This is a genomic window from Stenotrophomonas muris (assembly GCF_052751275.1).
Genome location: NZ_CP199879.1, coordinates 3,586,608 through 3,599,483 on the forward strand (window position 1 = coordinate 3,586,608; position 12,876 = coordinate 3,599,483).

General features: G+C 66.5%; 18 protein-coding genes. 11 read left to right on the plus strand and 7 right to left on the minus strand.

The window, feature by feature from the left end:
- The first annotated feature begins 55 nt into the window (after positions 1-55).
- The 4 genes from ACUVWL_RS16735 to ACUVWL_RS16750 all read left to right on the plus strand — a co-directional run bounded on the left by ACUVWL_RS16735 (position 56) and on the right by ACUVWL_RS16750 (position 2,916).
- Positions 56-1,060: a DUF2268 domain-containing putative Zn-dependent protease gene (locus tag ACUVWL_RS16735; protein WP_445978581.1), complete on the plus strand. Its 1,005-nt coding sequence runs from the start codon at positions 56-58 to the stop codon at positions 1,058-1,060.
- A gap of 211 nt (positions 1,061-1,271) precedes the next feature.
- Complete coding sequence (locus tag ACUVWL_RS16740; protein ID WP_010487149.1) at positions 1,272-1,544, plus strand: hypothetical protein; 273 nt, start codon at positions 1,272-1,274, stop codon at positions 1,542-1,544.
- 167 nt (positions 1,545-1,711) lie between these two features.
- Positions 1,712-2,398 (plus strand): L,D-transpeptidase, encoded by a 687-nt coding sequence (locus tag ACUVWL_RS16745; protein WP_014645514.1) that lies wholly within the window; start codon positions 1,712-1,714, stop codon positions 2,396-2,398.
- Between the two features lie 185 nt (positions 2,399-2,583).
- Positions 2,584-2,916 carry a hypothetical protein gene (locus ACUVWL_RS16750; protein WP_227864434.1) on the plus strand — a complete coding sequence of 111 codons (333 nt, stop codon included), beginning with the start codon at positions 2,584-2,586 and terminating at the stop codon, positions 2,914-2,916.
- A 28-nt stretch (positions 2,917-2,944) separates the two neighbouring features.
- Here ACUVWL_RS16750 and arsH read toward each other — a convergent pair whose 3' ends face one another.
- Positions 2,945-3,673 (minus strand): arsenical resistance protein ArsH, encoded by a 729-nt coding sequence (gene arsH, locus ACUVWL_RS16755; RefSeq protein ID WP_049441739.1) that lies wholly within the window; start codon positions 3,671-3,673, stop codon positions 2,945-2,947.
- A gap of 17 nt (positions 3,674-3,690) precedes the next feature.
- On the opposite strand from arsH, the gene ACUVWL_RS16760 reads away from it, so the two are divergent.
- From ACUVWL_RS16760 to ACUVWL_RS16775, 4 genes are all read left to right on the plus strand, one after another.
- Positions 3,691-4,020 carry an ArsR/SmtB family transcription factor gene (locus tag ACUVWL_RS16760; protein ID WP_111206056.1) on the plus strand — a complete coding sequence of 110 codons (330 nt, stop codon included), beginning with the start codon at positions 3,691-3,693 and terminating at the stop codon, positions 4,018-4,020.
- A gap of 37 nt (positions 4,021-4,057) precedes the next feature.
- Positions 4,058-4,561: an arsenate reductase ArsC gene (locus tag ACUVWL_RS16765; RefSeq protein ID WP_111206057.1), complete on the plus strand. Its 504-nt coding sequence runs from the start codon at positions 4,058-4,060 to the stop codon at positions 4,559-4,561.
- A gap of 13 nt (positions 4,562-4,574) precedes the next feature.
- Positions 4,575-5,606: an ACR3 family arsenite efflux transporter gene (gene arsB, locus ACUVWL_RS16770; RefSeq protein ID WP_046427852.1), complete on the plus strand. Its 1,032-nt coding sequence runs from the start codon at positions 4,575-4,577 to the stop codon at positions 5,604-5,606.
- Between the two features lie 487 nt (positions 5,607-6,093).
- A complete protein-coding gene (locus ACUVWL_RS16775) occupies positions 6,094-6,468 on the plus strand; it encodes a hypothetical protein (RefSeq protein ID WP_445978582.1) in 375 nt (124 codons plus the stop codon).
- 13 nt (positions 6,469-6,481) lie between these two features.
- Here ACUVWL_RS16775 and ACUVWL_RS16780 read toward each other — a convergent pair whose 3' ends face one another.
- Positions 6,482-7,147, minus strand: coding sequence for a hypothetical protein (locus ACUVWL_RS16780; protein ID WP_197574344.1), 666 nt, complete (start codon positions 7,145-7,147; stop codon positions 6,482-6,484).
- A 114-nt stretch (positions 7,148-7,261) separates the two neighbouring features.
- On the opposite strand from ACUVWL_RS16780, the gene ACUVWL_RS16785 reads away from it, so the two are divergent.
- On the plus strand, positions 7,262-7,738 hold the full coding sequence (locus tag ACUVWL_RS16785) for a YybH family protein (protein WP_445978583.1): 477 nt from the start codon (positions 7,262-7,264) through the stop codon (positions 7,736-7,738).
- Positions 7,739-7,862: 124 nt separating this feature from the next.
- On the opposite strand, the gene ACUVWL_RS16790 is transcribed toward ACUVWL_RS16785, so the two are convergent.
- From ACUVWL_RS16790 to ACUVWL_RS16810, 5 genes are all read right to left on the minus strand, one after another.
- Positions 7,863-8,888, minus strand: coding sequence for an NAD(P)H-dependent glycerol-3-phosphate dehydrogenase (locus ACUVWL_RS16790; protein WP_005420929.1), 1,026 nt, complete (start codon positions 8,886-8,888; stop codon positions 7,863-7,865).
- Positions 8,889-8,908: 20 nt separating this feature from the next.
- Positions 8,909-9,427: a protein-export chaperone SecB gene (gene secB, locus ACUVWL_RS16795; protein ID WP_005407596.1), complete on the minus strand. Its 519-nt coding sequence runs from the start codon at positions 9,425-9,427 to the stop codon at positions 8,909-8,911.
- Between the two features lie 99 nt (positions 9,428-9,526).
- Positions 9,527-9,964: a rhodanese-like domain-containing protein gene (locus tag ACUVWL_RS16800; protein ID WP_014645505.1), complete on the minus strand. Its 438-nt coding sequence runs from the start codon at positions 9,962-9,964 to the stop codon at positions 9,527-9,529.
- Between the two features lie 57 nt (positions 9,965-10,021).
- Positions 10,022-10,447: a hypothetical protein gene (locus ACUVWL_RS16805; RefSeq protein ID WP_014035526.1), complete on the minus strand. Its 426-nt coding sequence runs from the start codon at positions 10,445-10,447 to the stop codon at positions 10,022-10,024.
- Between the two features lie 32 nt (positions 10,448-10,479).
- Positions 10,480-10,947: a YiiD C-terminal domain-containing protein gene (locus tag ACUVWL_RS16810; protein ID WP_005407593.1), complete on the minus strand. Its 468-nt coding sequence runs from the start codon at positions 10,945-10,947 to the stop codon at positions 10,480-10,482.
- A 35-nt stretch (positions 10,948-10,982) separates the two neighbouring features.
- On the opposite strand from ACUVWL_RS16810, the gene ACUVWL_RS16815 reads away from it, so the two are divergent.
- Positions 10,983-11,792: a uroporphyrinogen-III synthase gene (locus ACUVWL_RS16815; protein ID WP_111206059.1), complete on the plus strand. Its 810-nt coding sequence runs from the start codon at positions 10,983-10,985 to the stop codon at positions 11,790-11,792.
- A 104-nt stretch (positions 11,793-11,896) separates the two neighbouring features.
- Entirely contained in the window at positions 11,897-12,874 is a 978-nt protein-coding gene (locus ACUVWL_RS16820; RefSeq protein WP_032959352.1) for a uroporphyrinogen-III C-methyltransferase, read from the plus strand.
- Positions 12,875-12,876 lie beyond the last annotated feature (2 nt).

Below are 12,876 nucleotides of genomic sequence, written 5' to 3' on the forward strand. Positions count from 1 at the left end.
CCTGAATATTGAACTGACTGGTGTATAAATAAGGCTGGCGTTCAGGGAACTCCACATGCAGCACGCGTCCGTCGCATCACTGCTGTTTCCGCCCCATGCGCGCCGCGCGGTGCGGGTGCTGCTGCTCGTCGCCCTTCCGATGATGCAGCTGCCAGCCAACGCGGCCGAGCGCGCCCAACCTTCTGCACGCATCGTGGTACAGACAGACGATGTCACGCGTTTCTTCAGCGTGCTGGATGCCACTGGAGGAAAACCAAGTGCCGAAGACCTGCAGCGCGGCTATCTGGACACCGGCACGGAGGCATTGCGCAGCTTCACCGACAGCCGCATCGGATCAATGGAGCGTTTGGCCAGGGCCATCCAGGACAAGCCGGCGTTGTTCGCCAGGGCGCGGACCTGTGCAGCGGCATTGCCGGCGATCCGCGCGCGGGTTGCCGACGCACTCGATCGGTTGGGCACGCTGCTCCCCACTGCACGTTTTCCTCCGGTCACCGTGCTGGTCGGGCGGGGTAACAGCGGCGGCGTCACCACCGAAGATGGTGTGGTGATCGGACTGGAAGCACTGTGCAACGCCGACTGGATGCAGGCCGATGTAGGTGACCGCTTCGTGCATCTGATCGCGCATGAGTATGTGCACGTGCAACAGCCCGGTGCACGCGTGGACGTAGAGCAGCCCACCCTGCTCTATCAGACGTTGCTTGAAGGCGGCGCCGAGTACGTGGGTGAACTGATCTCGGGGCAACCGGCCAACGCGCATCTGCGTCGCTGGGCCCAGGGCCGCGAATGTGCGCTGGAGCGCGCGTTCGTACAGGACAGTGGGGGCACCGATCTTTCGAAGTGGCTGTACAACGGCCCCGGCGATGAAGCACGACGTGGAGATCTCGGATACTGGGTCGGCTACCGCATCGCGCGCAGCTATGTTTCCCGCGCGCCAGACGGGACCAGGGCCATCGCCACGCTGCTGGATGTGCGGCCCGACACCGCCGCGACCGTGTTCGAGGCGAGTGGATGGACGCCTGCCTGCACTGCTGCCAAAGGCATGGAAACGCAAGTGCTGTGAGAGCCGCTTCATACTGATGAATTGGCGACCTTGAACAGGCACAAGGCACGCCGCCGACGTAGATCAGCTCGCCTGATCCCGCTTGTTAATGTTGGGTCAGAGGCCGGCTTCACAGTGCTTCCACGTATTCAAATTCCAGCTGAAAGCGCTTGGTAGCGGCGGGAACAAACGCCGCTATATTCCAGCTTCCCCAGACGAAGGAGGGAGTGCAATGAACCTGAACCCGCAACACATGAAGACGGCCCGCGCACTTGCTGTAGCGCTCATCGCCACCGTAAGCCTTGGCGCCTGCGCGTCATACAAGAACGAGTTTGCAACCATCAACTCGCGTCTCGATCAGCTCGACGTCAAGGTGCAGGGCGCTGCGCAGAGCGCGGAGTCCGCCAACCAGTCCGCACAGCAGGCCAATCAGCGCCTGGACCAGATCGAAGGTCGCGTGCAGCAGCTTGAAAGGGCACCTGCCGGCCGCAAGCCGCGCGGGTAATCGCTCCCTCACCTTTTGAATTGATCCACCTCTGTATCGGGTGTATCGGGGACCCAGTGGCCTTCGCCGGCCACTGGCATCCTTCCACCCACGATTGCATTGCAAGGAGCCGTCCCATTCGTACTTCCCCCTCCCCTGCACGCCGCGCCCTCCATGCCTCCCTGGCCATGGCACTGGCCGTTGCGTGCAGCGGCGTAGCCAACGCCAGGGACAAGGACGCACCTGCACCATCGGTCGCCGCCGTTGATGAACTTCCGCCCGACCAGAGCGTGTCCGAGACAGTGATCGAGCTGGCCGGCTGGGTGGTCGCCAGCAAGGACAACCAGGGCTATCCGTTTGCGGTCATGGACAAGGCGGCGGCGCAGGTTCTGGTCTTCGGCGGTGACGGCAAGCTGCGCGGCGCCGCACCGGCGCTGTTTGGGTCGGCGATCGGCGACCATTCCGCACCGGGCGTCGCCAAGCTCGCACTGAGCGCGATTCCCGGCCACGACCGCACCACGCCTGCCGGCCGCTTCATTGGCGGTTACGGCCCGTCCGACGATGCCGGACGCGTGCTGTGGGTGGACTACGATTCCGCCGTGTCGATGCACCCGCTGCCGCCGGGCAGCCCGAAGGAAAAGCGCGCCGAGCGGTTGGCATCGCCCTCGCCGGACGACAACCGCGTCACCCACGGCTGCATCAATGTCTCGCCCGCGTTCTACGAGCAGATCGTGCAGTCCACGTTCGAGAAGGGCGGCGTGTTCTACATCCTGCCGGACAAGGATTCGATCGCGAAGACGTTCCCGGAGTTCGCGCAGAGCCGTGCCGTCACAGATGGCAACCAAAAGAAGACCGCACAGCACGCTGGCGAGTAGTGCGTTTGTGCGTCCGCCCTGGGCGTTGTGGGCACATGCCGCCCGCCGGGCGGCTGGGATGCACAGTCTGCTCATGGAGAGTCGCCTGCGTGTGAGGCGTGGTGCCCCCGAGGCCCGGCACGCTGGCATACTGCGCCCGTAGACGATCCTGCGAGGCAATGTCTGCCTCGTCCATGAGGCCGCCGGTGGACCCACTCTTCCAGTTTCTGCTGAGCACGATGGGAGGCGTATTCGTCTTCCTGTTCTTCGTGGCGCGCGACTACCTGCGTGGCTTGGGGTGGCTGCTCGGTTCCTGGGATCCGAACATGGGGCACGCGACCGAAGATGCGCTCATTTCGAAGGCCAATCGCAGCGCCTTGCTGATTGCGGCGGTGCTTCTGGCGTGGGCCTTCATGGGCCCTTCTCCCTACCGCCGCAACTGGGAAATCGAAGTAATGGGCATCGGCACCGGCATGTTGCTGGCCTATGTGGTGATCATCCGCCTTGCAGCTTCAAGGGTGAAGAGGCTGCTTGGGTGAGCGTGCCTCACATCGGCACCAATGAGGATCAGGAAGCCGTAGCCTCTGCAGCCCGCGCCAATGCCGCGGCGTGGGCGTCGCCCTTCCGCTCGCTGTAACGGTCTACCAGGTAGTCCGACCGGCCCCGCGTCAGCAGCGTGAACTTCACCAGCTCTTCCATCACATCCACCACCCGATCGTAGTACGGCGAGGGCTTCATCCGGCCGTCGTCATCGAATTCCTGCCAGGCCTTGGCCACCGACGACTGGTTGGGGATGGTCAGCATGCGCATCCAACGACCAAGCACGCGCAACGCGTTGACCGTGTTGAACGACTGCGAGCCGCCGCTCACCTGCATCACCGCCAACGTCCTGCCCTGCGTGGGCCGCACGCTGCCATCTTCCAGCGGCAACCAGTCGATCTGGTTCTTGAACACGCCGGTGACCGTGCCATGCCGCTCGGGGCTGACCCATACCTGGCCTTCCGACCACTGCGACCATTCGCGCAGTCGCTGCACTTCAGGGTGGTGCGGGTCCACGCTGTCCAGCATCGGCAGCGCATGCGGATCGAACACCCGGGTTTCGCACCCCAGATGGCGCAGCAGTCGCTCGGCTTCCAGCGCCAGCTTGCGGCTGAACGACTGGGGCCGCAGCGAGCCGTAGAGCAGGAGGATGCGTGGCGGCCCCAGATCTGCCGCGGCGAGCTGGTGATGATTGGGCTGGGGCAATGACGATTCCACCAGGTTGGGCAGGTCCAGGCTTGTGATTGGCTCATTCATTCGATTATTCTAGAAACATGGAAACATCGAATGCAATCTCCGCCCTGACCGCCCTCGGTCATGCCACCCGCCTGGCTGCCTTCCGCCTGCTGGTGGAGGCCGGCCCGGCAGGGCGCATGGCGGGCGACATCGCTACGGCCCTGCAGGTGCCGCCGGCCACGCTCAGCTTCCACCTGAAGGAGCTGGTGCAGGCCGGGCTGGTGGAGAGCGAGAACCAGGGCCGCCACGTCTGCTACCGCGCCAACTTCGATGCCATGAACGGCTTGATCGAGTACCTCACGCACAACTGTTGCGCGGGCTCACCCAGCAACCAGTGCGTCCCCGCCGAACCCGCCTGCAAGTGCTGATACCGCACACGACCCACCCCATCGAAGCGATTGCCACATGACCCGCAATGTCCTGTTCCTCTGCACCGGCAACAGCGCGCGCAGCGTGCTGGCTGAAGCCACCCTGCGCGCCTGGGACAGCGATCGCTTCAGGGCATTCAGTGCGGGCAGCCAGCCCACCGGCCAGGTCAATCCGTTCGCGCTGGCACAACTGCATGCCGAAGGAATGCCCGTTGAAGGGCTGCGCAGCAAATCATGGGACGAGTTCGTGGATGCAGCGCCCATGGACCTGGTCATCACCGTGTGTGATGCGGCCGCTGCCGAAGCTTGCCCAGTGGTGTTCGGTGACTTCATCCGCAGCCATTGGGGCCTGCCCGATCCGGCCGCCGTGGCAGGCAGCGATGCCGACAAGGCCGCAGCCTTCGCGCTGGCCCATGCCATCGTGAAAACCCGCCTGCGTGCGCTGCTCGCACTGCCCGAATCGGTGTGGTCCGAACGCGAAGCGCTGCAGCACGCGCTGGACCGGATCGGCCAGCTGTTGCCGACCGACGGCGCGCAGTGACGGTGCCACTGCCATGGGTCTGTTCGAGCGACACCTGACGCTGTGGGTTGTGCTGTGCATTGCGATGGGCACGCTGCTGGGCCACGTCCTGCCCGGTGCCTTCGCGGTGCTGGCGTCCGCCGAAGTGGCCAAGGTCAATCTGCCGGTTGCGGTGCTGATCTGGCTGATGATCATCCCGATGCTGCTGAAGGTCGACTTCCGCGCGATGCGCCAGTTGCAGCAACACTGGAAGGGCATCGGGGTAACACTGTTCATCAACTGGGCGGTCAAGCCGTTCTCGATGGCGCTGCTGGGCTGGCTGTTCCTGCGCCATGCCTTCGCCGACTGGCTGCCCGCAGCACAGATCGACAGCTACATCGCCGGGCTGATCCTGCTGGCAGCCGCACCCTGCACCGCCATGGTGTTCGTGTGGAGCAACCTGTGCCGCGGTGATGCCAACTTCACCCTGAGCCAGGTGGCGTTGAACGACGCGATCATGGTGGTTGCCTACGCGCCGGTGGTTGCACTGCTGCTCGGCCTGTCAGCGATCACCGTACCGTGGGATACGCTGTTGCTGTCCGTTGGTCTCTACATCGTGGTGCCGGTGCTGGCTGCTGCACTGCTGCGGCACTGGATCCTTTTGCGCAGCGGCGAGGCGGGCCTGCAACTCACGCTTCGAAGGTTGGGGCCGCTGTCCCTGTCCGCGCTGCTGCTGACGCTGGTGGTGCTGTTCGGGTTCCAGGGCCAGCAGATCGTGAAGCAACCGCTGGTAATCGCGCTGATTGCCGTGCCGATCCTGATCCAGGTCTATTTCACCTCGGGCCTGGCCTACCTGCTCAACCGTCGGCTGGGCGTGGCACATTGCGTGGCCGGCCCGTCAGCGCTTATTGGTGCCAGCAACTTCTTCGAACTGGCGGTGGCGACTGCGGTGGGACTGTTCGGCGTGCATTCCGGGGCGGCGCTGGCGACGGTGGTGGGCGTGCTGATCGAGGTGCCGGTCATGCTGTCCGTGGTGCGCATCGTCAACCGTACTCAGGCCTGGTACGAAAGACCCCAAGAGCGCTGACAACCAGAGTGGGGCGAGTTCGATTTACGTTCTTCGCTCCGCACTGTCGTCATCGGCTTGGTGGGGTACCCATATCCCTGTCATCAAGTTCGAACCATGTCGCATATTCCCCACGCTGCCACGGACGTTGCGGCACCTGCGTCCGCGACGGCTTAACAGCATGCAAGAATGCTGAAAGCGTCTTCGATCAAACGCTGTTTGCAACTCGTCTGATTGGCGTTGCGCAGCGACAGCGGTACAGATGGCGGGCCACCGGAAAATCGGTGGCCGGGCCTCGAAAACCCGTTAGATCACGAACGTTGTTTGCGCTTGCCAGCCGGCGTCACCCCGCGTGGCGCCGGCTGGCATTCCGTCTGCCGGCTATGGCGGGCGGAGCGTGGAGGCCTTGCGCCTGCCGGTCTTGTTCGTGATCTCCCGGTTTTCGAGCCACGTCTCCGCCCGCCACCTTTGTGTGGCGGCTACCGTCTGTCCTGCACGGAGCACTGCCATGACCACACCGGACTTCCCTCGCCTGCATCCGCATCGCTCATCCGCCACTGGCGGTGGGCCGCCAGAGCACGCGGCTGCGACCGATCCGAATGCCTTCATCGCCACGCTTCGCCGCATCGGCAAAGGCGCGGCCGCCGACGGCCAACCCTGGCCGGAGCGTCACCAGATGCCGGGCCGCTGCATGGCGCTGGCCGATGCGGACTGTGCACTGGCCGGCCAACGCGTGACGCTGGAGCTGCTGCTGGCGGCCGAGCGCGTGCGTCAGAACGGCACGGAGGCCGAGTACGTGGGCGACCGGGTGATGGAAGGGCTGATCCTGGCGTGCCTGACCATGAACGCACAGGCCAGCGCGCGCATGCAGCCGGAAGGATGAGGCGGGCACCACATCACTCGCAGAGCGCGCTGTCTTCCTTCAACGCGGCATCCTGCAGTGGCTGGCGTTGTTCAATCTGCGCACGTTGTTCCGCCGTCGGCTCGCCCAGCCACCACACACGACAGCGCGCGGTAAGACGGCCGACCATCTTCGCCTCCGTCGGCGAATACAGCATCGCCAACGCGGTGCCGGGGCAGTCGTGGGCCTGGCAGGCGGTATAGAACCACCACGGCTCGCCCTGCAGCACCAGCAGCTCACCAGGACCGCTGGGCCCGCTCAACAGGCGTTCGCGCAGCGATGGAATCTCCCTGTCAGCGGATTCGGCTGCGGCTGTGTTCTTCATCAGGGCGTTGAACGCGGCCAGCACCTTCGGGTCCTTGCGGCCGCAGTCGTCCACGGTATTGCCGCCCACCAGGGTGAAGAAATGCGTCGCCAGCGGGTTGTCCGCGCAGGTGAGTTCGCCGCCGGCACTCGGGTCTTCCGGTTCGCCTTCGTTGTCCCACACCGAGGGATCCACGCCACCTTCGATGGATGGCGCCTTCTCGCCCACCGTTGCCGTGGCCGCAGGTGCTTCTGTGGCCGGTGCTGGTGCGGCTGGTGCTGCATCGGGTGCCGGTGCCTGCCCGCAGGCGGCCAGCAATGCGACCGTCAGTGCCATCCCTGTGATTCGAATCTTCATTCCCTGTCCTTGTCTGATCTGCGCTGCATCCAGCAAATCGGCAGCCGCGTGATTCTAACCAGCACCGTGCCAGGATGCGTTCGTAGCGTCCCGTCATCGCCTGGAGCCGGACGCATGCGCCGTACACGACTCGCCAAGATCTTCTGCAGTGCCCTGCGGCTGGCATCGCCGGCAATTGCCCACGATGCAGAAAACGCGAAGCCTGCACGGCCTCTCCCGGGCGCAGCCCTGCCCGCACCGCTGGAGCGCGTACTACGCGATTACGAGCGGGCGTGGCGCTCGGCTGATGCCAGGGCATTGGCTGCGCTGCTTGCCGAGGATGGTCTTGTACTGCAGAGCAACCAGCCGCCGGTGCGCGGGCGTACTGCGATCGAGGCCGCGTATGCCGGCCAGGGCGGCAGTCCGTTGTGGCTGCGGGCGTTGGCTCACTCGGTGGAGGGCAACAGGGGCTACATCATTGGTGCGTATCGCTACGGCAGCAACGAGGGGGACACCGGCAAGTTCACGCTGACGCTGAAGCGCGTGGGCGACGGGCCGTGGTTGATCTTCTCGGACATGGACAACACCAGCGCGCCGCCACGGGCGCGGTGATTGCCGCCGTCGGGCGCCAACCAAGGTTGGCAGCTACCAGAAGCGGGTTCGGCAGTAGATCCACGCCATGCGTGGATGGCTCGCGCACATAAAAAACCCCGGCACGTGGCCGGGGTTTTTCGATTCACTTGAACAGCGTGTCCGGGTATTCCGGTTTCTGTTCCCGCGCCAGCAGTGCGCGCAGGCCTTCTTCCGGAGTCTGCTCGCCGTGCAGCACGGCACGCACGCCGTCGGAGATCGGCAGGTCGATGCCATGGCGGCGTGCCTGTCGCATCACTTCGTCGGCGGTCTGCACCGACTCGACCACCTGGCCGATTTCGCGCACGGCATCCTGCAGCGTCTGGCCACGGCCCAGGGCCAGGCCCAGGCGACGGTTGCGCGACAGATCGCCGGTGCAGGTCAGCACCAGATCGCCCAGGCCGGCCAGGCCCATCAGCGTTTCCGGCTTGGCGCCGATCGCCGCAGCCAGGCGCAGCATTTCATTGAGACCGCGGGTGATCAGGCCGGCACGGGCGTTGAGGCCCAGCTGCATGCCATCGGCCACGCCGGTGGCCACCGCCAGCACGTTCTTCATCGCACCGCCCAGCTCGGCACCGACCATGTCGTCGCCGGTGTAGGCGCGGAACGCCGGGCCATGCATCGCCTCGGCCACCGTCTGCGCGAACTCGGGCACGTCGCCGTGCACGGTGATCGCGGTGGGCAGGCCCTGGGTTACTTCCTTGGCGAACGATGGCCCGGTGACGACGGCCAGCGGCACGTCCTCGCCCAGCACTTCGCGCGCCACTTCATGCAGGAAACGGCCCGAACCGGGTTCGAAGCCCTTGGTGGCCCAGGCCACGCCGGCACCGGCCGGACGCAGCGGCGCCAGCGCACGCACGGTTTCACCGAAGGCATGCGACGGGGTCACCACCAGGATCCAGGCCGCGCCTTCCACCGCCGACGCCAGGTCGGTGGTGGCACGCAGGCTGTCCGGCAGCGGGATGCCCGGCAGGTAGCGCGGGTTCTCGTGGCGCTGGTCGATGGCCTCGACCACGGCAGCGTCGCGCCCCCACAGCACGGTCGGATGACCGTGCCGTGCGAGCAGGCTGGCCAGCGCGGTTCCCCAGGAACCGGCGCCCAGCACGGCGATCTTGTCAGCGGGAGTGCTCATCCGTGACGTCGCGGCAGGAATCAGGCGTTGCCAGCCGGCTCGGAGTCAGCCAGCGACGGTGCGTCGCCCTGCTCCTGGCGCTGGCGCAGGGTTTCTGCGTACAGGCCTTCGAAGTTGATCGGCTGCAGGAAGAACGGCGGGAAGCCGCCGGCCTGGATCAGGTCGCTGATCAGCTGGCGCACGTACGGGAACAGGATGTTCGGGCACTGGGTGCCAAGCAGCACGTCGATCGACTGCGGGTCCAGGCCGACCAGGCCGAACACGCCGGCCTGCTTCACTTCGGCCACGTAGGCGGTGCGCTCACCGGCCTGGCAGGTCAGGGTCACGGCCAGCACGACTTCGAAGGCGTTCTCACCCAGGCGCTGCACCTGCTGGTTCAGGTTCAGCTGCAGCTCCGGCTGCACCTGGTCATTGAAGATGGTCGGGGCGTTCGGCGACTCGAAGGAGACGTCCTTGACGTAGATCTTCTCGACGGTGAAAGCGGGGCCGGTGGCGGCATCGACCGGCGCAGCAGCGCCGTTGGTGATCTCTTCGGACATTTCCAGTAACTCCAATGAATGCAATGAAAACGATGGTCGAATTACTGCGATGGGGGCGGGATCAGGCCCATACAAGGCCGGATCCGCCACATGCGGCAATCAGTTGCGGCCCTTGACCAGCGGCAGCTCGGCCTGCTGCCAGGCGGGAATGCCGCCGTCGAGCACGTAGACCTTCTCGAAGCCGGCCTTCTTCAGCGCCTTGGCGGCGGTTTCCGAGGCGTTGCCGCTGCGACACACCAGCACCACCGGCGACTGCTTGGCGTTGGCCACCAGCTTGTGGTCCGGGCCGAAGGCACTGGCCTGGGCGTTGCGGCTGCCGGCAATGTGGCCCTTCTCGAAGTCACCGCTGGCCGACAGGTCGACCACCACCGTGCCGCCCGCGTTGATCAGCTGGGTCAGTTCGGCGGGCTTGATGCCCTTGAAGCCCCGGAACAGGCGGCGGATCTCGGTGACGATGATGGCCACGGTCAGGCCGACCAGGGCCGCGGACAGCATCGGGTTTCGGCCTGCAAAGGCCAGCAACTCTTCGTAATTCACTCAGGTCACGGGTCGATTAAGCGGGCGCCGATTGTCGCACAAGCCGGACGCGGCCCGTCACTGCCCCTTCCACAGGTCCGGCAGGCCGGCGGTCTGCCACCAGCGCTTGGCTTCCGGGTCCCAGCGCCAGCGCTCGACCACGACCACCGTGCGCTCGGCCTGGGTGTTCTGGTTGATCACCCCGATTTCGACCCGGCGCTCGACCAGTCCCCCGTCCAGTGAGGCACTGCTGCGCTCGCGGTAGGACGACACGCGCAGCTGCGCGTAACGGTTGAGCTCGAACTCGGTGGGCGGCTTTTCCTTGCGCAGCTTGGGGTCGAGGTAGCCGATGGCATCGTCCATGCTGCCCCAGCGGATGGTCGCCCCGTAGGCGATCTGGGTCTCTTCCAGCAGCTTGCGCTGCTTGCGGCTGAGGTCGTCGGCCGAGGCCACGGCACTGGCCAGCAGCAGGGAACAGATCAGGAACTGGATCAGGCGGCGCATCAGTGGTTTCCCCAGAACGTCAGCCTGCCATCCTACCCTTTGGCGAAGGCAACGAAGCGACCGCTGAATTCGGCGGCGGGCTTGCCATCGGCGCCGGGCTGGGTGGCGATGATGCTGATGCGGGCCTTGCGGCGCTGCCGGAAGGTGTTCAGGAAGGCATCCCAGCCGGTGGCCTCGGCCGCCTCAGCGTGGGCGTGCAGGTCTTCGTAGACCGGGGCCAGGTAGCGCAGGTTGCTGTCGGCCACGTAGACCTCGGCATCGTGGCCGGCCAGGCGCAGGCGCAGGCTGACCAGCGCCCAGCCGGACAGGGTCAGCACCGAGGCCAGGCTGCCGCCGAAGGCGTTGCCCTTGTCGTTGACGTTGGCGGCCAGCGGCGCGGTGATGCGCAGCACGCCATCGGCATAGCCGTCGAGCTGGATCTGCATGGCGCGCACCGCCGGCATGCAGTCCAGCACGTCCTGCAGGGCGGCCAACGAGGAAGTCAGGGCATCAACGGACATCGGAGCAGCGACCACGACAACGAAGGGCCCGCATAATGCAGGCAATGGCCGACCATACGATACCCACTGGCGCCACCCGTTCCGGCGCGCGCTGGACCCTGATCTCGCTGCGCCCGCGGGGCCAGAATGTGGCGCTGCGCCGCGCCGTTGCTGGGCTGGGCGGGGATGTCCTGGCCCTGGCGCCCTGGCGCCTGCAGCGCCTGCATGGCACGCCTGTGGTGCGCCAGCTGCAACGCGCGCTGAACTGCGATCGGGTGGTGTTCACCAGCCCGGCCGCCGTCACCGCGGCCGCCACCCTGCTGCCGCTGGCCGAGGCGCAGCGCAGCCCGTGGCTGACCGTCGGCGAAGGCACCGCGCGCGCATTGCGGGCACACGGCATCACCGAGGTGCATGCGCCGCAGCGGATGGACAGTGAAGGCCTGCTGGCGCTGCCGGTGCTGGCTGACGTACAGGGCCTGCGCATCGGCCTGGTGACCGCGCCCGGCGGGCGTGGCCTGATTGCCGCGCGGCTGCAGGCGGCCGGCGCCACAATCGAACGTGCCGACATCTACCAGCGTCGCCTGCTGCACCTGCCGCCCCGTGCGCTGGCTCGATTGGCGCATTCAGCGCAGCCGTGGATGCTGGCGGTGAGCAGTGGCGAAGCGCTGCAGCATTTCTGGCAGCAGCTTCCGCCGCCCTTGCAGCAGCGTCTGCAGGCGCACGCGACTGCCGTGGTGGCCAGTGATCGCCTCGGCGAACAGGCCCGGGCACTGGGCCTGCAGCATGTCGTGCGCGCGGCAGGCCCCACCAGCGCGCAGCTGGTGGCGGCCGCACACGCCACGCTCACCGTCCCGGCAGCGACCTGAACAGGGACGTGGGTCACGCTTGCCGCTGTCGTCGGCAACAGTGATGCTGTGCACAATGCGGCCTGCCGGCCCCCGACCGGCGACGTTGCCGACAAGGAAGCCCGATGAACGACACTCCGCCCGTTTCCCCGCCCCGTCGACCCGTGCGCTGGCTGCTGCCGCTGGCCGGTGTGGTCGTGCTCGGCGTGGGCGGCTATGCCGGCTGGTATGTCTGGCAACAGCAACAGAACGAACAGGCAGCGCAGGCACAGACCACGGCTGTCCAGCTGAAGGGCCTGGAGGCCACGCTGGATGCGCTGCGTCGTGACCAGCGCGCGACCAGCCAGCGCCTGCAGGACGCGGCCGCCACCAACCGCGTGCTGCGCGACGAGATGCTGGGCCTTTCCCAGCGCAGCGCATTGCTGGAAGAGAACCTGGCCAAGCTGGCCGACAGCGCCAACCAGGGCCGCCAGGCGGTACAGCGCGATGAGGCCGAACTGCTGCTGACCCAGGCCGCGCAGCGCCTGAACTACGCCGACGATGTGGAAGGCGCACGCCGGTTGTACGCCCAGGCCGCGACGGCACTGGCCGAACTGCCCGACAGTGATGGCCTGAACCTGCGCCAGGCGCTGGTGCAGGAGCGCGAGGCACTGGATGCGCTCGGCAGCGGCCCACGCGTGCAGTCGCTGCAGCGCCTGGATGCTGTGGGCAGGGCACTGCAGGGCCTGCCTTCGCAGATCACCGGCACAACCGGCAGCAGCACCGCCAAACCCTGGTGGCAGGCAGCTCTGGCGCCGTTCGTGGACATCACCCCGAGCCGCCAGAACGGCCCGCTGACCGCCGCCGAACAGCGCAATGCCGACGACGCGCTGCAGCTGGAACTGACATTGGCACGTGCGGCAATCGAGCGCGGCGACCGCGCGGGGCGCAATACCGCATTGGACCGCGTGGAGCACTGGGCACAGCGGCGCTGGCCGGATTCACCAGCCCTGCGCGCGCAACGTGCTGAACTGAAGGCCTTGCGCGAACTGCCGCTGCAGGCCAACGACGCTGTCCTTGGCAGCACCCTGCAACAACTGCGCACCCAGACCGACCGGAGGTAAGC

Bases quoted from the DNA above. Each gene is read 5' to 3' on its own strand.
- ACUVWL_RS16740 (WP_010487149.1), top strand. From the start codon at position 1,272: ATGAACCTGAACCCGCAACACATGAAGACGGCCCGCGCACTTGCTGTA.
- ACUVWL_RS16815 (WP_111206059.1), top strand. From the start codon at position 10,983: ATGCAGGCAATGGCCGACCATACGATACCCACTGGCGCCACCCGTTCC.
- arsB (WP_046427852.1), top strand. From the start codon at position 4,575: ATGGGTCTGTTCGAGCGACACCTGACGCTGTGGGTTGTGCTGTGCATT.
- secB (WP_005407596.1), bottom strand. From the start codon at position 9,427: ATGTCCGAAGAGATCACCAACGGCGCTGCTGCGCCGGTCGATGCCGCC.
- ACUVWL_RS16735 (WP_445978581.1), top strand. From the start codon at position 56: ATGCAGCACGCGTCCGTCGCATCACTGCTGTTTCCGCCCCATGCGCGC.
- ACUVWL_RS16785 (WP_445978583.1), top strand. From the start codon at position 7,262: ATGCGCCGTACACGACTCGCCAAGATCTTCTGCAGTGCCCTGCGGCTG.
- arsH (WP_049441739.1), bottom strand. From the start codon at position 3,673: ATGAATGAGCCAATCACAAGCCTGGACCTGCCCAACCTGGTGGAATCG.
- ACUVWL_RS16760 (WP_111206056.1), top strand. From the start codon at position 3,691: ATGGAAACATCGAATGCAATCTCCGCCCTGACCGCCCTCGGTCATGCC.
- ACUVWL_RS16820 (WP_032959352.1), top strand. From the start codon at position 11,897: ATGAACGACACTCCGCCCGTTTCCCCGCCCCGTCGACCCGTGCGCTGG.
- ACUVWL_RS16805 (WP_014035526.1), bottom strand. From the start codon at position 10,447: ATGCGCCGCCTGATCCAGTTCCTGATCTGTTCCCTGCTGCTGGCCAGT.
- ACUVWL_RS16780 (WP_197574344.1), bottom strand. From the start codon at position 7,147: ATGAAGATTCGAATCACAGGGATGGCACTGACGGTCGCATTGCTGGCC.
- ACUVWL_RS16775 (WP_445978582.1), top strand. From the start codon at position 6,094: ATGACCACACCGGACTTCCCTCGCCTGCATCCGCATCGCTCATCCGCC.
- ACUVWL_RS16745 (WP_014645514.1), top strand. From the start codon at position 1,712: ATGGCACTGGCCGTTGCGTGCAGCGGCGTAGCCAACGCCAGGGACAAG.
- ACUVWL_RS16790 (WP_005420929.1), bottom strand. From the start codon at position 8,888: ATGAGCACTCCCGCTGACAAGATCGCCGTGCTGGGCGCCGGTTCCTGG.
- ACUVWL_RS16765 (WP_111206057.1), top strand. From the start codon at position 4,058: ATGACCCGCAATGTCCTGTTCCTCTGCACCGGCAACAGCGCGCGCAGC.
- ACUVWL_RS16810 (WP_005407593.1), bottom strand. From the start codon at position 10,947: ATGTCCGTTGATGCCCTGACTTCCTCGTTGGCCGCCCTGCAGGACGTG.